Source organism: Kordia periserrulae (assembly GCF_003054265.1).
Lineage (GTDB): Bacteria > Bacteroidota > Bacteroidia > Flavobacteriales > Flavobacteriaceae > Kordia > Kordia periserrulae.
On the sequence record NZ_QBKT01000006.1, the window covers coordinates 293,963 to 312,516 of the forward strand.

An 18,554-nucleotide genomic window follows, 5' to 3' on the forward strand; every position below is an offset into this window, starting at 1 on the left:
CAACATCTCCAACAAAAAATAATACTGATTTCTAGTTGTAAATCAAGTAGTAAGATATTTAATTATTTTCTGAAAAGAATGACCAATTCCTTACAAAACTGCCAGCAATCTGCGTTGAAAAATTAATTTATAATCTGAAAGGATTATTTAGCATGAGTTCGACTTAAGAAATCACTATGTAATTCATAATTCGGTGATAAACAACTAATTGTCAGTTCGAGCGCAGTCGAGAAAAGCTAAGAATTGATTATTTCAAAAGAATCTCATGAGTTACTCGGTATCTACGATAATGCTCGATTTGACGTTGAGTATAATCTATTAGTAATCAGTCATATCATAAAAATAGTTATATCGAGCTCACGTTATTTAAGAAAGATATCGCGCTTTTATTTAACTCATTCGTTCAAATTTTGCCACCAATTTATGAAACGTGTCAACATACTTATTGATTTTTTCTGCATCTTTTTGTGAGTTCAAAAAAGGTTTCCGACTTCCAGTAATCATGACATCAGCAGACAAACGTCCATCCATATCTTCAATGTTTACTTTTGTATATGGCTGAAATTTTTCACAAGCTGTATTTTTCAATTTTGTGGAAAGTCTAGCAAATTCAGCAGTTGGAAACTGATTGGAAATCTCTAAAGTTTTCAAGCCGGTAAGTGTAGATAACGGCTCAAGACTTTTATCTGCAACCTGAATAGCCATCAAACTCAATACCTTTAATTTTGTTAAGGAAGATATAGGCTTCAATGTAGAAATTTTCCAGTTTGAATTCATGCCTCCAGAAATTTTCAACGCTTCCAAAGATGTCGCTAGCGAAAGTTTTTCTAGCGAATTAACTTTGGCGAAATCTTCTAAGTGTAATCTTTTTAATTTAAAATTTTTACTAAAATCCCAAAAATCCAATGCTTTCGAATTCCAATTCACTACAACAGTCTCAACATCAGTGAGTGTTTCCAATAGCGAAAGGTCTTTACAGTTGCATGCATACAAATTCAAAAAAGTAGGAGCAATTTCTGAAATGATACTTTCAAACGTTTTCTGATTTAGATTCACCAGCCAAACCTCTTCAAAATTGAACTCAGGCAAATACGATAAACCAACAGTCTTATCACTAATGCTAATGGCTTTCGTATTTTTATCTACGTTAGCTAAATCATACGTGATTTTAGGTTTATTATATGAAAATTCTGTGTTGATGGTCATCCAAAAAAGAGTATTATTCTTGCCATTCTGCAATAAACAAATTGGTGTCTCTTCCACCGCCGTTATTTCGGTTGGATGAAAAAGCCAATTTCTTTCCGTCGTTTGAAAATACTGGAAAGGCATCAAATGTTTCTCCATGTGTGATGCGCTCTAAGCCAGTTCCGTCAATGTTAATCATGTATAAATTGAAAGGAAATCCGCGCTCACTTTCATGATTGGATGAGAAGATAATTTTTTCTCCAGAAGGATGAAAAAATGGACTCCAATTGGCGTTTCCTAAGTCGGTTAGTTGTCGTAAATCGCTTCCGTCGGCATTGCAAATGTACAACTCCATTTGAGTAGGTTGTACCAAACCTTCTGCCAAAAGCTCTTTATATTCTTTGATTTCTTCTTTGGTTCTAGGACGCGACGAACGGAAGATAATTTTTGTACCATCTGGTGAAAAGAAAGCACCGCCGTCATAACCCAATTCGTTGGTAATTTGCTTTACGTCTGAGCCGTCTAAATTCATGGTGTACAATTCCAAATCGCCACTTCGCGTTGAGGTAAATACAATTTTATCTCCTTTTGGCGACACGGTTGGCTCTGCGTCGTAGCCTACTTCATTCGTCAATTGTTTTACAATATTTCCTTCCAAATCTGCCACAAAAATGTCAAACGAATCGTACACAGGCCAAATATACTTTCCGTTTTTACGCAACGGTACATCTGGACATTTTTCATCTACCAAATGCGTTGAAGCGTAAATAATATGTTTATTGTCTGGCAAAAAATACGAACAGGTAGTTCTTCCTTTTCCCGTACTTACCATTGGCGGCATGGTATCTTTAAACGTATCGTCAATATTCATCAAAAACATCTGGTCGCAAGACACATTCCATTTTGCATTGTTCGATTGAAATACCAATTTTTGGTCGTCAAAACTCCAATATGCTTCTGCATTATCGCCACCAAACGTTACCTGACGGATATCTTTAAAATATTTTTCTTCAGGATAAATTAAAGGATTCTTCTTACAGGAAAAAAAAGCCAAACAAGCTATTAAAACAAAAATACGTGTCATAAGTACTTAATATTTTGATAATTTTGCACAAAAATAATGTCTTATGTCTAACAAACCAGTATTTATAATTCTTTTTTTAGCATTTCTAATCGCTTGTAAAACAGAACGTCCTATCGAAAACCATATCAAAGAAGATATTCAGGTATTAGCAAACGATTCGTTGCAAGGAAGAGCCACAGGATCAGAAGGAGAAATTTTAGCAGCCTCATACATCGCGAATCGATTTAAAGAATTGAACATTCAGCCGAAAGGTACCAACGAATATATTCAGGCATTTACATTTACACCGAAAACAGATCCACACGCAGAAATTAAATATGGAGAAGGAAGTAACGAAACGTCAATCACGGGTAGAAACGTTATCGGATTTATTGACAACAAAGCTGAAAACACCATCGTCATCGGTGCGCACTACGATCATTTAGGCATGGGACAAGATGGTTCGTTGTACAGAGGCGAACCTGCAGTACACAATGGTGCAGACGACAATGCAAGTGGTGTAGCTGTGATGCTGTATTTGGCAGATAAATTAAAAGAAAACAATACCAACAATAATTACCTATTCATCGCTTTTTCGGGAGAAGAAATGGGCTTGCTAGGTTCTAACTATTTTGTAAAAAATCCAACGATTGATCTTTCTACAGTGAATTATATGGTGAATATGGACATGGTTGGTCGTTTAAAGAAAAACAAATCGTTGGCAATTTACGGAACAGGAACATCACCAATTTGGGAAGAAGTGACTGCAAACGCAAATTCGCAAGAAACATTTCAACTAAAACTTGACCCTTCTGGTGTTGGTCCGTCAGATCATACGTCGTTTTATTTGCAAGACATTCCGGTGTTGCACTTGTTTACAGGACAACATGTAGATTATCACAAACCTTCTGACGATTTTGAAAAGCTGAACTACGACGGAATGGTACAAATTGCCAATTACATTTACGATATTATATCAGACGTTAATTCACAAGGAAAAATTGAATTCACCAAAACTGTCAACGAATCAGATGATACACCACGATTCAAAGTTACGTTAGGCGTGATTCCAGATTACTTATTTGATGGAAAAGGAATGCGTATTGACGGTGTCAGCGAGAATCGTCCTGCACAAAATGCGGGCTTACAAAAAGGTGATGTCGTAGTACAATTGGGCGATTTTGAAGTTACGGACATGAAGACATATATGAAAGCACTTTCAGAGTTTGAAAAAGGAAGTTCAACTATCGTAAAAGTTAATCGTAATGGAGAAATTATAGAAGCTGAAATTACTTTTGACAAAGACAAGTAAAAGTTAAAACTTTCAAAATACATGGTACTTTTCTGTAGTTTTTTGTTATTTTCAAGAACTTAACCAAAATTAAAGATCATGAAAAAACAAATCTTACAAGTAAAAGGTGCTGTAAAACTCACGAAAAAAGAACAACAATTTATCAACGGAGGAAATCCGGTCGGTGTTTGTGACGGAAATGGAAGTTGTCCTCCAGGATATGTATGTATTGGTTATTTGTGTTACGCTGATGACGGTGGTAATCCAAATCCAGGAGGCGGCTGTAATGAGCCAACGCGTATATGCGAACTTCCAGAAACAGGCTGTGGCTGTGTTTATTTATAAATCCCACTTAAAAATTATACAAAAGAGGCTTTGTGCCTCTTTTTTTATTCTTGAATCTCAATGGTTCGAGTTGCTTCATTGCCCAATGCATCTACAACAGTAATTGTATGAACACCTACATTGGGCTTAATTTCTAGTTCGTGAATGGTTTCGGTTTCACCTAAAAAAGTTTCATCCAAATACCAAAATACTTTAGTATCGGGAATGGAATGCGCCAATCGGAACACCACACCGTTGATGTTTCCGTCAAAATCTTTTGGGAGAAATACTTTGGTGTTTTTTTCAGGATACAGAAAATCCATCGTTTTTTGAAAAGCGGTGGTACAATCATTTCTGAATGGCGGCAAGGTTTTGTACAACGGATTTTTATGCTGATAATAATATTCCATCAGCGGCGGCAACACAAACCAACTTTTATGTACCATTTGGTTCAACGGCTGACAAGACGAATTGACTTGATAACGCTCGTCCAAATCCAAATGTACCAAAACGTGATACGGACAGGGTTTTGTTTTAAGTCCGCTTCTTGGAATGAATTGTTGTTGCTTTTCCACACACAAATCCGAAGCTCGGTAACCACTTTGTGCACAGATTTCTACTTCTACCAATTCATCATAAGGAATATCAAACCATTCGCTTTTTGGGAGCATGTCAAAAACATCAAATAAAATTGGCGCGGCAGTCACTGTACCAATCAATCCTGGGCGACCTTCGCCATCGGCATTTCCTACCCAAACGCCTACTACATAATCTTTTGTTGTTCCAATTGCCCACGCATCTCTAAAACCAAAACTGGTGCCTGTTTTCCAAGCAATTTGTTTGCTAGAATCGAAAAACTCCCAATTTTCTTCACCTTCTGGGCGATTGACTTCTTTTAGCGATTCGTAGGTTTTATAAATAGCACCTGCGTCAAAAATGGTTTTTTCTGCGGAAAGCGTTCCAAAATCTACAGTTGAATTGTTTAAAAAAGACGGTTCACAAAATTCATTCGTAAAATACTGACTCGAATTTTCACCAAAATGTGTCAAGGTTGACGAAAAGCCTGCGTAGGTTCTGCACAAATCCCACAAGTTGCTTTCTGCGCCACCAAGTATCAAGGAAAGTCCATAATGATCGGCAGACTGCGATATGTCTTTTAGGTGTAATTTTTGTAAATAGTAATGAAATTTCTCCAAGCCATATTGCCGCAACATACGCACTGCAGGCACATTTAACGAACGCGACAACGCACGTTTTGCAGTCACGGCACCATCATACGTTTCTTTAAAGTTTTTTGGGTTGTAGTTGCCAATTTGCGTCGGAACGTCTACAACGAGTGTATTTGGAAGTAAATCGCCCGCATCAAGCATGGCAGCATATAAAAACGGCTTCATAATGCTTCCGGTACTTCTCGGTTTGTGAATAATATTGACGTCTTTTTGATGCCTTCTATCGGTTGGCGTATTGCCCACATACGCCAAAACTTTTCGGGTTTTTACATCCAATACAAGTACCGCAGCGTTATAAATTTGATTTTGTTGCAATTCATTGTAATGTCGGGCAACAATGGCGTTGGTTTCCTGTTGTAGATATGATGCTACCGAAGTTTGTACACGTTGTCCTTTGTGTGTTTCCGCAACTTTATTCAATAAATGTGTTGCCGTTTGTGGTAAAGCAAAGGGTTTTTGCGGTAAGGGTTCTTCAATTGCTAATTGATAGGTGAGATCATCAATAATTTCTTCATCGAGTAGCTTCTTTAACAAGCGATTGCGTTTCTTTTTTAAACGAATTTGATTCTTTCCAGGATATATCAAACTTGGTGCGTTTGGCAATACAGCAAGCGTTGCATTTTCTGCCCACGAGAGTTCTTGCGGTCTTCTCCCAAAATAGCGCCAAGCAGCTGCGTCTAGTCCAACGACATTTCCGCCGAAAGGTGCATGCGAAGCATAGAGTTTTAAAATTTCATCTTTGGAAAGTCGAAACTCCAATCGTGTTGCTAAAACAAGTTCTATAGCTTTTTCAAAATACGTGCGATTTTTTCCTTTTCGGGATAGGCGAATCACTTGTTGTGTGAGTGTGCTTCCGCCGCGTTGCACTTCGCCCGACGTCATGTTTTGCCACAAGGCTTTTGCAATAGAAACAGGATTGAATCCAGGGTGACTGTAAAAATACGCGTCTTCAAACTGAATAATGCAGGTTTTAAATTTTTCAGGAACGGAATCCAATTGCGGAAAACGCCATTGTCCATCATCGGCAATTTTTGCGCCTAATAAAAGTCCTTCACGACTTTCAATGACCGTAGATGTAGGAACGTCAAACAACGTTTTTGGCAGACAGAAATAGTAGGCAATCAACAAAACGATGAGGATTGCTGTTTTTATTTTGTTTCGCCGTATTTTTTTGATGATATATGAACGCAAAGCATTTTTCAATTTAAGAACGCTTGTCAAAACCATACTCACGCTCCACTTTACAAATTTTCACATGGTAATGCGCATACCAATCTCGGATGCCTTTTTGTTGCGCAATCACATGTTCAGTATGCTGTTTCCATTGCTGAATGGCTTCCAAACTTTCCCAATAACTTACAGTAATTCCAACAGTGTTTCGGGCACTTTCTATTCCGAGAAATCCTTTTTGTTGTTTCGCTAAAGTTTCCATTTCTGCTGCCATTTCTGCATAACCTTCTAAAGTTGAGGTTTGAATCGACGTAAAAATAACGGCGTAATACGGTTTGAAAGATTCGTTCATTATTTCACCACTTCAATCCATTGTCCTTTGGTGCGTACAAAGAAATCATTATCATACATGGCTTCTGCTTGCACACCTGGCAAATAGTATTTTCCTAAATAGGAAGCATTCAACAACACATTAAACGTTTTGGCTTTTCCGCGTGGCAAATCAAAATAGAAATTCACGCGGTCGTCGCGAATGTCGGTATGTCTGGCTTCGCTGGAAGGCGTATTTCCGTAATCGGTAAAACGTGTATTGACAATTTCCCAACCTGAAGGGAAAATCTCTGTCAAGGCAATATCGCCTACAAACTCAGGTTTATCGTTGGAAACTGTTACCGTTGCCATAAAATCTGTTCCTTGCGTTAATTGAGACACGTCAATGGCGTTTCCTGCTTTGTCTTTATAGGTAATGCGAATGCTGAGGTTGCGCTTTTCAGCCAATTCTTCGCCCAATGGTAATTTTCCGGTATTTAACACACGTACAAACAATACATTGTCTTCTTCATTTGTAATTTGAAGTGTATTTGTGCCTTTTTGAATGTCTAAATCGCGTTGTGCGATGGCTTTTGTGGTTTGTATGTTTTGCTGATTTTTTCCGTTGAGCGTGAATGCTGTTTTTACATTTTTACCACCATTTTGCAATACCATTTTGCCCATTGCTAACAAACAATACGCTGTAGTTTGTGTACTCATCCAATCGTTTGATGATAATTCTTTTGCGATGGTTTTTGCTACATCAATTGCTTTAGGATCGTTCATGATGACTAAGGTTTCCATTGCCATTGCACGATTTCTGTTGACAGAACCGTACGTGTAATCGTAACGCGCGTTGGAAGGTGCAAAGTCAATAGTGGCTGTTTTTGCTATTTGTTCCGCTGCTTCTTTTTGCGAAGCCAATGCATACGCTGCTGCCAATCGCCATTTGGCATCGTTTGATAGGTTTGCCGTTTCGCGCAATCGGTTCATAGACGCTAAATCTGGATAACCAGCCAATGCTAAGGTGTACAAACGATACGCTTGCGTAACATCGGAATGATATCTGTCGCCAGTTCGCCATGTTCGCGCAGCATTTTGCTGATATTTAATCCAATTACTCATAAATGTTAGTGGCAAAATGTACCCTTTCTTTTCAGCTTCAATCATAAAATGACCGGCGTAATTGGTTCCCCAATCATCGACTGCATTTTCGCCAATCCAATAGCTGAGTCCGCCGTTTGGTCGTTGAAAATGTGCCAAACGCTTGATGCCTTTTTCTATATTTCGGTTGATGTCGCCTTTCTTTAACGCTGTTAAATCAAAAATATCTGCCAAATACAATTGTGGAAATACACTCGATGTAGTTTGCTCTACACAACCGTGCGGATAGCGAATCAAATACTCCAAACGCGCCGTAAAATCCATTGGCGGTAAGGTTGAAAGTTCAACAGTTGCAGCGTTGGTTCCTGCCACGCCAAAGGTGTCAAACGAAAGCGTTTCTGTACCTTTTCCTTGTAACGTGATTTCGTGAATTTTTTTGGAAATCGGATTTGGATTTTCTACATCCAATTCGACTTCATACGATGCTTTTTCGCCATTTCCAGACGCTACCACTTCAATGGTTTGAATGCCTTTTACTTCGCCAACTTCCAAATCAAAATACACCATTTTTTCATCAGGTTTGCTAAAGTTGAGCGATTTTGTATTGCTTCCTACCACGGAGATTCCATTTTGTAATTTCAGCGAAAGCGATACATTTTTCACCTTATTTTCCATGGCAAAAACCGTGACAGGCAAGGTTACTTTTTCGCCTGGACTGAGTTTTCTAGGTGCGGTTGCCAACACCATTAACGGTTTTTTCACTTGCGAAGATTGTTCCGCATTTCCGTAGGCTTCTGTTTTTGGGTTTCCAGCCACCACCATTGTGCGCACGGCACCAATATAATTTGGCATGTCAATTTCGTGCGATTGGGTTTGTCCAGCCTTCAATTCAAAAGGGCCTAAATATTTTACGACAGGCTTGAAACGATTGGCTTTTTTGTTTTTAGCACCATTTCCGCCATCGCCACCACCAATAGCAAATACTTGATCAATATCGCCGCTGAACGCGCCAATGATATCATCATAAATGTCCCACGTACGCACGCCCAATGCTTGTCGTTGGTAAAATACATCCCACGGATTTGGTGTTTTGAAGCGTGTTAAATCTAACAGACCTTCATCCACAACCGCAATGGTATAAGTCATTGCTTTTTTGTTTTCTTCGCTCACTTTTACGGTAAAGGTTTGTTCTGGGCGAAGTGTTTCCGGAACTGAAATTTTAGGTTTGAGAATGGTCACAGGGTTTTCCACCATGATTGGAATGACACCGTAGAGACGAATTGGCAAATCGTTGGAAACATTGTCGTGTTTTTGCACCAGTGAAATGTTTACAAATACATTCGGCGCCATTTCTTCTGTAATTGGAATGGTAGTCGTTGTTTGTTCTTGCGATGTTTTTACCCATTTTGTACTCAAAACTTCTGTACCATTTTCCACACTTACCAAGGCACGTCCGCCTTTTCCAGATGGGAAAGTAATGGTAGCCTGTTCACCAACATTATAGGTTTCTTTGTCTGCCGCAAAAATCAGCATTTTGGCAGATTCGGAATTGGCGTCATTGCTTCTGCGCCACCAATTTTTGTAGAAATACGCCGTTCTTCCTGTTGCATGTCCGCTCACAGGATCGGAGATGTGAATTAAGTAACGTCCGCGATTTTCATCAGGAATGTTGAGTTTAAAACTTCCTTTTCCGTTAGTGTCTGTATTGATGGTAAAGGTGCGATAGCGTTCGTGATAGTTGTCTCCTGTGTACGATGATAAGTCTTCATACGACGAACTCCACCACCAACGCCAATTGATTTCGTAGATTTTTACTTTTAATCCGTTGCGTTTGATTGGATTTCCGCGATCGTCCACTGTCACAATTTCAAAGACATTGTCTTCATCGGTGTAAAAAGAGCCGTATTGTTTTGGTGTAGGCGATTGCAATCCGACAAAGGATGTGTACGGTGCAAAATCTTTAGAAAAAGCATCAATAGAGAAATCGCCGCCATTTTCAAATACGCGCGTTAGGAACGAAGCACGCAACATGCCTGGTGCTTGTTTTTCCACGTTAATTTTCTTTGAAATATTAACAATTCCTTCCTCATTAAGTTGTCCTTTGAACATCACAAACTCTTCCGCATTGAATCTTCGCGTTGGATCGTTGAATTCGTAGTTTGGAAATTTTTTGAACGATGTTTTTGTGCTGGTCAAACGTACATTGACTTCTGCTTTTAGGTTTTTTGCTGGCGCTCCGTGCAGCCAATTTGCTTTCAGTGTACCTTCAATCGGACGAGAATTTGCTAAGATTTCATCTTCAAAATCAATAGCAATTTTTAAGCGATTTGGCTTTACCGTTTCAACTTTAAGCGTTTTATAGAAGTTAACGCCGCCGACACTTACATTGGCTTCCCAATTTCCGGTAGGTGCTTCTCTATCGGTTGCCACCGTAAATTTGTAAAAGTTGTTGACGCCTTGCGTTTGGATGTTTTTATACACCAATTTGCCACGCGCATCCGAAACTTCCATTTTTACAGGATGATTTTCTGGAAGCGGATTTCCAGCATCATTCAAAACAAAAGCTAAGTGTAACGAGTCGCCAGGACGCCAAACGCCGCGTTCGCCATAAATATAACCGTTGATTCCTTTTTTGATTCGTTTTCCAGCAACATCAAATTTACTCATGGAAAGCGAGCTGTTGTCATTGAGTTTTATATACGTAATTTGATTGCCTTTGGAAACCGTTGCAAAGTAGGCGTTTTTGTCCGCATCAATCGTTGTTAAACCTTCGGCATCTGTTTGTTTGGAAGCAATTTCTTGTTGCTGAAAGTTGTAGAGCGTGACTTTCGCATTGCTCACAGGATCGGTGGAAAGAATGTTGCTTACCGCAAAATAATACGATTTATTTTCGCCGCTTTTTACAATCACACCCAAATCAGATGCTAAGATATTTGTGGTCAAAAAACGCTCAGGCTGATAATACGATTCCGTACACGGATTGTCGCGATCTCTCCAGTTGTAGCGATAGTTTCGGAAGCCATATATTTTGTTATCCCAATAATCTTCTTCGTTTTCGTCTTCATCTTCTCTATTTTGATAGTAATTGTCACGTGAGCGTGAAGTATCTGCTGAAGCAACATCGCCTGCTTCACATGTATAGAGCGAATATTCTTTCGTAAAACTAATTTCTACTTGATAGATAGCACCAGGTTCCGCTGTGAAAAATTTGGACAAATCAATTCCGTAGGTTTTCCATTGTCCGTCATTTTCGGTTTTGTTTTCAATCAGATTGATGGTTTTTTTGGCAATGCGTCTTCCGACTCTTCGAATGCTGTATCGATCAAGATCACTGATGCTGTTATCTTGTAAAAACTGCAACACATTGTCTTGGTATATTTTAATAATTCGCACATCAACCGAATGCAAGTTCATCGCTTGAAAGTTGTACGTTAAATTTTTGGAGTTTGGTAAAATAACGCCTTTACTTACGGCTCTAATTTGTGGTTTTTGCTGTTCAAACGTGATGCTTTTGGTAAGTCCTTTTTTGAGTTTGAAGTCTTCTTTGTTTTTGATACCAGGAAATATTTCAAGCGTTGTAGAGCCTTTGATTCGGTTTTTTGGATAAATGTTTAACATGTTGCCATCCGTAGCGTAGGTAATATCTTTTTGATTTTTGAGAGTTACCAATCCTGCAAAATTTTGATTTTTAAGCAGCGGATCGGTAAAGTTGATGCTTACTTTCTGCTCAGGATTTTGCGAAACGGTTACGTCTAGAATGGAAAAATTATTTTTTCCAGGAATGATGTAGTTTGAAGTTCCTTTCGCTTTTGCGCTAATCGGTGTTCCTGTCCAACTAATTTTTATTTCCGAATCTTCTTCCTGTCTGTTGATGCTGTCTATTGTAAATTCATACGAGGTATTGCTGAGCAGTGATTTTTCCCATTTGATATTGAGTGCTTTTCCGTTTTGCGTAGCTGACAGTAATTCTGAGAGTTTTTCTGTCGGAACAACATCCGCGGCGCGCAAGGTTCCGTTTAAATACTGCCATTCTTTTGAATACGATTGCAAATCGTTGGTAACGACCGAAAAGTTCGGCTCTACTGTTTTAAAGACAAAGGTGTACGTGTGGAATTCTTTGGGTACATCTTCATACAAATCTTTCAATTTCACCGTAACCGAATATTCTGTGTCTGGTTGCAGATTGCCTTCTGGCTGAAAGCGCAAGGTTTTATTGTTTTGAACTAATAGTTTTCCGCTAACGTTTGGACTGATGGTTAATACGTCTTTTGTGATTTCGCCTGCATCGCCAGTATCGGGCAATTGTTTTTGAAGTCCAATAATAATCGGCTCGGTCACAGAAACGGTTCCGGCAGTTGTTTGATAGATGTAGTCTTTGAATTCGAAAATATTGTCTGCTTCCGAGCTTCCTGAATTACAAGAAACGAAGCTGAGAATTACTCCCAAAAGGATAAAAAAAGTACAGTTGCGCATGATGGTTTTTGAGGTAATGTAGACAGATTTTCTCATAATTTAGGTATTGTTTGCGTATTCGTTGTAGTGTATTTAGTAATCGTTCGCTCTCAGCTAGTATTCGTTGTACTCGATAATCGAGATTAAAAATGCTCCGACGCTTACGTTGAAATGTTTTTAATAGTTTCTACTAGATGCTTCATAAGCTTGTCCCGAAGTAAGTTACTCATCTTTGTAAATTCCGATAGTTATGGTTCCTTTTTCATCCACCATAGCTCTGTACATGCCTGGAGTGTTGAATTCGGCAACCAAATTTCCTTTTACATCTATGGCAATGATTCCGCCATCGCCGCCCATGTTTTTGAGTTTGTTTTGGATGACTTCTTTGGCTGCATCTTGCAACGACATGTTTTTGTATTCCATCATGGCAGAAATATCGTGTGCTACAGCGGCTCTGATAAAATATTCACCATGTCCCGTTGCTGATACTGCACAGGTTTTGTTGTTGGCATAGGTTCCTGCACCAATAATTGGCGAATCTCCAACGCGATTCCACTTCTTATTGGTCATTCCGCCTGTAGACGTTCCTGCGGCAATGTTTCCATCTTTATCTAGTGCCACACAACCCACAGTTCCGTATTTGTAATCTTTGATATATGGATCGATGTAAGCAGCTTTGTCTTTGTCTCCTTCTTTGGCTCTTTGAAGTGAATTGTATCGTGCTTCTGTGTAAAAATAACTGGTGTCTACAACTTCCAAACCTTGCGCTGCGGCAAATTCTTCCGCACCTTTTCGTGCCAGTAATACATGGTCAGAGTTTTCCATAACTTTTCGTGCCGCAGAGATAGGATTTTTAAGATTGGTCACACCAGCAACCGCGCCTGCATTTAACGTTTTTCCTTCCATGATAGAAGCATCCAATTCGTTTTTACCATTGTTTGCGAAAACCGCGCCTTTTCCAGCGTTGAACAAAGGTGAGTTTTCTAAAATATGAATGGTTTGCTCTACAGCATCCAAACTAGAACCACCATTATTTAAAATTTCATATCCTTTTTTTGCTGCTTTTTCAAGCATGGCTTTGTATTCAGCTTCTCTTTCGGGCGTCATGTTTTTCTTTAAAATAGTTCCTGCACCACCGTGAATGACCAATCCGATACTATTTTTGGAAGTTTTATCAGTTGTCGTGGTTTTTTCTGTTTTTGGAGTGTCCGTGCAGTTATAGAATAGAAAAGCAATTGCTAAGAATACAAGGGTTGTTTTTTTCATTTTGAGAAAAGGGATTAATTTAAGTGCTTTAAATGTACATAAATTAGTGAAGCAAAACAGTTTGTTTTTCAGATATTTATTCACAAATACTCATAAAAAATGCTCCAAAAATAGACTTTGGAGCATTGAAATTATTCTTTTCTAAAAGATATGTCAGGTTCCTATAATGGGCAAGGACTATTAATGGATTCTTGACAACCTAAATCCCAAGATGGTTCACATTCGCATGCTGTGTACAATTCACTATACCACGTACATTGACGAATGTCCCAAGTAAAGTAACAATCTTTAATATTGATAGTTAATGGAACTGGAATCGGCTCTTGTGCACCACCGCTCAATTTGGAGATGGATGCTTTTTTAAGTTTTAACGTTTTTAGATTCTTTTTTTTCATGATTAGTATGTTTTTAGTTAACGAGAAAAAAGATAGTTAATAATACAATCAACAAATTACGGTTTTGCCTTACTTAACACTTATGCATTAAGACGCGCATTTAATCCATTTGGACTTGTAAATTTCAATAGTGTACACTTTCGTGGGAATTGGGAAAGCAGCTAAAAAATGCGTAATTTTAAGCTTTAAAACTTTAAAGAATCATGGCAATACAAAAACCTTTCAATCTTAACCAATGGATTGAAGAAAATAGAGATTTATTAAAACCTCCTGTAGCAAATAAAAACTTATACAAAGACGCTGGCGATTATATTGTGATGATTGTAGGCGGACCAAACGCTCGAAAGGATTATCACTATAACGAAACAGAAGAATTATTTTATCAATTAGAAGGCAACATTGAAGTACATGTGCAAGAAGATGGCGTAAAGAAAACCATGAAACTAGGTCCTGGCGATATGTATTTGCATCCGGCTGGCGTACCGCATTCTCCAGTGCGTTTTGAAAATTCTATAGGATTGGTGGTTGAGCGCAAACGAAAAGGAACCGATTTGATGGACGGCTTGCAATGGTATTGCGACAATTGCAATCATAAATTGTACGAAGTTCGCTTTCCGCTAAATGATGTCGAAGTAGACTTTCTAAAACACTTTAAACATTTCTACTCTTCAAAAGAGTTGTTGACGTGTGATAATTGTGGACACGTAATGCCTGTAGACGAACGATTTACTGCCGATGAAGAATAGCAAATTTTTTCTGTTGATTGCCGTTTTAATATTGAGCTATTCGTGTGAACCAAAATTAGCGGCAGAAGCAATTATTGAAAAATCGTTGGAAAAAGCACATGGCGGTAAAGCTACTTGGGAAGCTGTACAAAGGCTAGTGTACAAGAAAACGACGACGTTATATGATGCTGAAAAAAATAAAGAAAGTGAAATCACAAAAACATTTTACAATACCTTACAGCCTACATTTACTTCCAGCATGCTTTGGACAGAAGCTGGCGTAGAAAAAAGAGTCGTTTATGATGGAAACGAAATTGATGTTTTTGAAAATGAAGTTGCTATTACTGATACAACAATAATAGCAAAAGCGTTTGAAGAAATAAAAGCGGCGCAATTTGTATTGTGGCAACCGTATAAATTATTGACAGATGATGTTGTGCTAACAAATGAAGGAATTGTGCGATTGGAAGATAAAATGCCCGCCTATAAAATAAAAGCAGTGTACCCGAACAGCGATACTATTTGGTGGTTTTATTTTGACACAACTACATTTTTATTGAAAGAAAACCTTATCCAACACAGTCCTACGACGTACAGTCAAATTGTAAATATGGAGCAAGAGGAAAAAACAGGTTTGCGATTACACAAAAAGCGTAAAAGTTATAAAGTGGATGTAGCGAAAGATACCAAATATCTTCGTGCGGAATACACTTATACAATTATAGATGTGAAATATTAAAACAATCTTAACCAAAACAATAGATTGACATAATTATCTTATCTTCGCAAAAATTTAACAAAAGAACTAAAAAAAGTTATAAATATATGGAAGCAGTGACTACTGATTTTGGAATCAAAGAAGCTTTAGCAACGCTAGGCTTACAAGATATTAATGAAGGAACATCCACAGGATCCAACAATTTTTCTAACGGAGAATTGATCGAATCGTATTCTCCAGTAGACGGACAATTGATTGGAAAAGTAAAATCAACCACTAGAGAAGATTACGAAAAAGTAATGGAAGCTGCTACTTCCGCTTTTAAAACATGGCGTGTAATGCCAGCACCACAACGCGGCGAAATTGTACGTCAGTTTGGAGAAAAACTAAGAGAAAAGAAAGAAGCACTTGGAAAATTGGTTTCCTACGAAATGGGGAAATCGTACCAAGAAGGCTTGGGTGAAGTACAAGAAATGATAGATATCTGTGATTTCGCAGTTGGTTTGTCACGTCAATTACACGGATTAACGATGCACTCTGAGCGTCCTGGACACAGAATGTACGAACAATACCATCCATTAGGCGTTGTTGGTATCATTTCAGCATTCAATTTCCCAGTTGCCGTTTGGGCATGGAATACGGCGTTGGCATGGATTTGTGGTGATGTGTGCGTGTGGAAACCTTCTGAAAAAACACCTTTATGTGGTGTGGCTTGTCAAAACATTGCGGCAGAAGTTTTTGCTGAAAACAACTTGCCAGAAGGAATTTCTTGTTTGGTGAATGGTGATTATAAAGTGGGAGAGTTTTTATCAAAAGACACCCGAATTCCATTAGTTTCTGCAACAGGATCCACTCGAATGGGGAAAATTGTAGCAAAAGAAGTGGCTGGCCGTTTAGGAAAATCATTGTTAGAATTAGGAGGAAACAACGCAATTATCGTTACGCCTGATGCAGACATCAAAATGACCGTAATTGGTGCTGTTTTTGGTGCTGTTGGAACGGCAGGACAACGTTGTACATCTACTAGAAGATTGATTATTCACGAATCAATCTACGATAAAGTAAAAGATGCAGTTGTGGCTGCATACGGACAATTGCGCATTGGAAATCCGTTAGATGAAAACAATCATGTAGGACCGTTAATTGACAAAGATGCTGTAAAAATGTACGAAGCAGCATTGGAAAAAGTAGTCGCAGAAGGAGGAAATATTGTGGTTGAAGGAGCTGTATTAGAAGGCGAAGGATATGAAAGCGGTTGCTACGTAAAACCAGCGATTGCAGAAGCTGACAATTCTTTCGAAATTGTACAGCATGAAACATTTGCACCTGTATTATACTTATTAAAATACAGCGGCGATGTTACCAACGCGATTGAAGTACAAAACGGAGTAGCACAAGGATTATCGTCTGCAATTATGACCAACAATTTGCGTGAAGCAGAACGTTTCTTAAGTCATGCAGGTTCTGACTGTGGAATTGCCAATGTAAATATTGGAACGTCTGGAGCAGAAATTGGTGGTGCTTTCGGTGGAGAAAAAGAAACTGGTGGCGGACGCGAATCTGGCTCAGATGCTTGGAAAGTCTATATGCGTAGACAAACCAACACCATCAACTACACAACTGAATTGCCACTAGCGCAAGGAATCAAGTTTGATTTATAAAAAACTTTTTATCATATAAAAATCCGCTTCAACTACGAAGCGGATTTTTTTGTTTAATTTACACACATAACGCAAGGGTCACATAACATTGGAGAATTACTTGAGTAATCACATTCTGCGTAAACTTGTTGTCCTTGACATTGTTGTTGCCACCATGGAATATTTCCGCAAGGATTGTCAGAACCTCCGCAAAGAGCTCTTTGTTCTTTTTTGCTTACTATTTTTAGGCTTTCTAATTTTAACATTTTTGATAACATGCTTCTTTTTTTAAAAATTTACACACATAACGCAAGGGTCACACGCCATTTGACCAAATGGATCTGCACATAATGCATAAGTCCTTCCACTTGGGCAATCTGGTTGATACCAATATGGAGTTTCACCGCAAGGATCTTCATTATAACCTCCGCCAATGGTTCTTTGTTTGTTTTTACTTAACTCTTTTAAATTCTTTAATTGTCTAATTTTTGATAACATAATTCTTTGTTTTAATAAATTACAGTACCAAAATACAATTAAATGTAAATAAAAACTTACTTTTTATATTTTTTTAACAGAAAATTATTACAATTTTGAAGCGTGTTATGTGAAGTTGAATCAAGTTCAACATTCCGTTATGTATAGATTCCTACCTTCGCAGGAATGACAAAATAATACATGTTATAGCATTCCGTTGGCTTCTACCCATTTGAATTTGGTCGAGTCTTTTGGAATGGCAACACGTTCAGCAATGCGTAACATACGATCAGGTAACCTCATGAGGTAATCGCGTGCTTTTTCTGCGGTAGCGGTCAAATTAGTTAATTTATCAATTTCCCAATAAGAGATAAGTTTTTTCATGATATCTACATAATCATGTGTGGTGTATACGCCCAAACGTTGCGCCGCATTCGAGAAATTTTCAAATGCTGTTCCGACAGCTTCTCCCGATTCACGGACGAATTGTGCAGGCATCACGATTTTTTTTCGCATCATATCTTCAAATGCCAACATCATTTCGCTAGGATCGTATTTAAGAATGGTTTTTACAAATTCTCGATACGCTAAGTGATGACGCATTTCGTCTCCTGCAATAACATTACACATTTTTCCTAAGAGCACATTTCCTTTTTTCTTTGCCAATTGCCCCACGCGTTTGTGCGAGATATTTGTTGCTAGTTCTTGAAAGCTGGTATATACAAAGTTTCGATACGGATCGTTTGCCGTTCCAATATCGAATCCGTCGTTAATGAGATGTTGTGTCGTAATTTCTACTTCGCGCATGTTGACGCGCCCTGATAAGTATAAATATTTATTTAAAACATCGCCATGACGGTTTTCTTCTCCTGTCCAATGACGAATCCAGCGCGACCATCCATTATTTCCTTGTTGATCTATTCCTTCTACATCCATCAACCACGATTCGTAGGTTGGCAAGGCTTCTTCGGTAATGGTATCTCCTACCAAGACTACCCAAAAATCATATCCTAGCTCCTTGGCTTCTTCTCGAATTTTATGCGTTTCTTCAAAAAAAGTATCTTTTTGAGAGTTTGGCAAAAAGTCGGTCGGTTGCCATATTTTTTCAGGTGGAATTAGATATTTTTCCATGTAACTATCGATTTCTTTTTCAATAGTTTGCATGACTTCTAAGCGGATGTTTTTTATAGACATGATTCGTGGTTA

14 protein-coding genes are annotated in these 18,554 nt (G+C 38.4%); 5 read left to right on the top strand and 9 right to left on the bottom strand.

Features of this window, described 5'->3' with window-relative positions:
* Positions 1 to 390: 390 nt before the first annotated feature.
* Positions 391 to 1,206: an internalin gene (locus C8N46_RS14060; protein WP_108115539.1), complete on the bottom strand. Its 816-nt coding sequence runs from the start codon at positions 1,204 to 1,206 to the stop codon at positions 391 to 393.
* Positions 1,207 to 1,219: 13 nt separating this feature from the next.
* The gene (locus C8N46_RS14065) at positions 1,220 to 2,269 is read right to left on the bottom strand and encodes a TolB family protein (protein WP_108115540.1); all 1,050 of its coding nucleotides are present in this window, start codon (positions 2,267 to 2,269) and stop codon (positions 1,220 to 1,222) included.
* A gap of 43 nt (positions 2,270 to 2,312) precedes the next feature.
* Between C8N46_RS14065 and C8N46_RS14070 the strand changes: the two genes are divergently transcribed.
* Both C8N46_RS14070 and C8N46_RS14075 read left to right on the top strand, forming a co-directional pair.
* Complete coding sequence (locus C8N46_RS14070) at positions 2,313 to 3,560, top strand: M20/M25/M40 family metallo-hydrolase (RefSeq protein ID WP_108115541.1); 1,248 nt, start codon at positions 2,313 to 2,315, stop codon at positions 3,558 to 3,560.
* 78 nt (positions 3,561 to 3,638) lie between these two features.
* Positions 3,639 to 3,884 (top strand): hypothetical protein, encoded by a 246-nt coding sequence (locus C8N46_RS14075; protein WP_245896866.1) that lies wholly within the window; start codon positions 3,639 to 3,641, stop codon positions 3,882 to 3,884.
* A 44-nt stretch (positions 3,885 to 3,928) separates the two neighbouring features.
* Here C8N46_RS14075 and pbpC read toward each other — a convergent pair whose 3' ends face one another.
* The 5 genes from pbpC to C8N46_RS14100 all read right to left on the bottom strand — a co-directional run bounded on the left by pbpC (position 3,929) and on the right by C8N46_RS14100 (position 13,788).
* Entirely contained in the window at positions 3,929 to 6,319 is a 2,391-nt protein-coding gene (gene pbpC, locus C8N46_RS14080; protein WP_108115542.1) for a penicillin-binding protein 1C, read from the bottom strand.
* Positions 6,297 to 6,614, bottom strand: a complete 318-nt coding sequence (locus tag C8N46_RS14085) for an antibiotic biosynthesis monooxygenase family protein (RefSeq protein ID WP_108115543.1) — start codon at positions 6,612 to 6,614, stop codon at positions 6,297 to 6,299. Before C8N46_RS14085 ends, pbpC begins: the two co-directional genes overlap by 23 nt.
* Complete coding sequence (locus tag C8N46_RS14090) at positions 6,614 to 12,148, bottom strand: Ig-like domain-containing alpha-2-macroglobulin family protein (RefSeq protein ID WP_449405339.1); 5,535 nt, start codon at positions 12,146 to 12,148, stop codon at positions 6,614 to 6,616. The genes C8N46_RS14085 and C8N46_RS14090 overlap by 1 nt, the downstream gene beginning before the upstream one ends.
* Positions 12,149 to 12,349: 201 nt before the next feature.
* The gene (locus C8N46_RS14095) at positions 12,350 to 13,393 is read right to left on the bottom strand and encodes an isoaspartyl peptidase/L-asparaginase family protein (RefSeq protein ID WP_108115545.1); all 1,044 of its coding nucleotides are present in this window, start codon (positions 13,391 to 13,393) and stop codon (positions 12,350 to 12,352) included.
* A gap of 161 nt (positions 13,394 to 13,554) precedes the next feature.
* Positions 13,555 to 13,788, bottom strand: coding sequence for a hypothetical protein (locus C8N46_RS14100; protein WP_108115546.1), 234 nt, complete (start codon positions 13,786 to 13,788; stop codon positions 13,555 to 13,557).
* 203 nt (positions 13,789 to 13,991) lie between these two features.
* On the opposite strand from C8N46_RS14100, the gene C8N46_RS14105 reads away from it, so the two are divergent.
* The 3 genes from C8N46_RS14105 (at position 13,992) to amaB (ending at position 16,892) form a co-directional block, all read left to right on the top strand.
* Positions 13,992 to 14,534 (top strand): 3-hydroxyanthranilate 3,4-dioxygenase, encoded by a 543-nt coding sequence (locus C8N46_RS14105; protein ID WP_108115547.1) that lies wholly within the window; start codon positions 13,992 to 13,994, stop codon positions 14,532 to 14,534.
* Positions 14,524 to 15,252 carry a hypothetical protein gene (locus C8N46_RS14110; RefSeq protein WP_108115548.1) on the top strand — a complete coding sequence of 243 codons (729 nt, stop codon included), beginning with the start codon at positions 14,524 to 14,526 and terminating at the stop codon, positions 15,250 to 15,252. Before C8N46_RS14105 ends, C8N46_RS14110 begins: the two co-directional genes overlap by 11 nt.
* An 86-nt stretch (positions 15,253 to 15,338) precedes the next feature.
* Positions 15,339 to 16,892 carry an L-piperidine-6-carboxylate dehydrogenase gene (gene amaB, locus C8N46_RS14115; RefSeq protein WP_108115549.1) on the top strand — a complete coding sequence of 518 codons (1,554 nt, stop codon included), beginning with the start codon at positions 15,339 to 15,341 and terminating at the stop codon, positions 16,890 to 16,892.
* Positions 16,893 to 17,159: 267 nt separating this feature from the next.
* On the opposite strand, the gene C8N46_RS14125 is transcribed toward amaB, so the two are convergent.
* Together C8N46_RS14125 and C8N46_RS14130 are read right to left on the bottom strand one after the other, a co-directional pair.
* Entirely contained in the window at positions 17,160 to 17,369 is a 210-nt protein-coding gene (locus tag C8N46_RS14125; RefSeq protein ID WP_108115551.1) for a hypothetical protein, read from the bottom strand.
* 183 nt (positions 17,370 to 17,552) lie between these two features.
* Entirely contained in the window at positions 17,553 to 18,542 is a 990-nt protein-coding gene (locus tag C8N46_RS14130) for an acyl-ACP desaturase (protein ID WP_108115552.1), read from the bottom strand.
* Positions 18,543 to 18,554: the final 12 nt, after the last annotated feature.

What these genes read in the sequence shown, in the direction of transcription:
- C8N46_RS14105 (WP_108115547.1), top strand. Translation starts at nt 13,992, where the DNA reads ATGGCAATACAAAAACCTTTCAATCTTAACCAATGGATTGAAGAAAAT.
- C8N46_RS14095 (WP_108115545.1), bottom strand. Translation starts at nt 13,393, where the DNA reads ATGAAAAAAACAACCCTTGTATTCTTAGCAATTGCTTTTCTATTCTAT.
- C8N46_RS14070 (WP_108115541.1), top strand. Translation starts at nt 2,313, where the DNA reads ATGTCTAACAAACCAGTATTTATAATTCTTTTTTTAGCATTTCTAATC.
- C8N46_RS14125 (WP_108115551.1), bottom strand. Translation starts at nt 17,369, where the DNA reads ATGTTATCAAAAATTAGACAATTAAAGAATTTAAAAGAGTTAAGTAAA.
- C8N46_RS14090 (WP_449405339.1), bottom strand. Translation starts at nt 12,148, where the DNA reads ATGCGCAACTGTACTTTTTTTATCCTTTTGGGAGTAATTCTCAGCTTC.
- C8N46_RS14060 (WP_108115539.1), bottom strand. Translation starts at nt 1,206, where the DNA reads ATGACCATCAACACAGAATTTTCATATAATAAACCTAAAATCACGTAT.
- pbpC (WP_108115542.1), bottom strand. Translation starts at nt 6,319, where the DNA reads ATGGTTTTGACAAGCGTTCTTAAATTGAAAAATGCTTTGCGTTCATAT.
- C8N46_RS14100 (WP_108115546.1), bottom strand. Translation starts at nt 13,788, where the DNA reads ATGAAAAAAAAGAATCTAAAAACGTTAAAACTTAAAAAAGCATCCATC.
- C8N46_RS14130 (WP_108115552.1), bottom strand. Translation starts at nt 18,542, where the DNA reads ATGTCTATAAAAAACATCCGCTTAGAAGTCATGCAAACTATTGAAAAA.
- amaB (WP_108115549.1), top strand. Translation starts at nt 15,339, where the DNA reads ATGGAAGCAGTGACTACTGATTTTGGAATCAAAGAAGCTTTAGCAACG.
- C8N46_RS14085 (WP_108115543.1), bottom strand. Translation starts at nt 6,614, where the DNA reads ATGAACGAATCTTTCAAACCGTATTACGCCGTTATTTTTACGTCGATT.
- C8N46_RS14110 (WP_108115548.1), top strand. Translation starts at nt 14,524, where the DNA reads ATGAAGAATAGCAAATTTTTTCTGTTGATTGCCGTTTTAATATTGAGC.
- C8N46_RS14065 (WP_108115540.1), bottom strand. Translation starts at nt 2,269, where the DNA reads ATGACACGTATTTTTGTTTTAATAGCTTGTTTGGCTTTTTTTTCCTGT.
- C8N46_RS14075 (WP_245896866.1), top strand. Translation starts at nt 3,639, where the DNA reads ATGAAAAAACAAATCTTACAAGTAAAAGGTGCTGTAAAACTCACGAAA.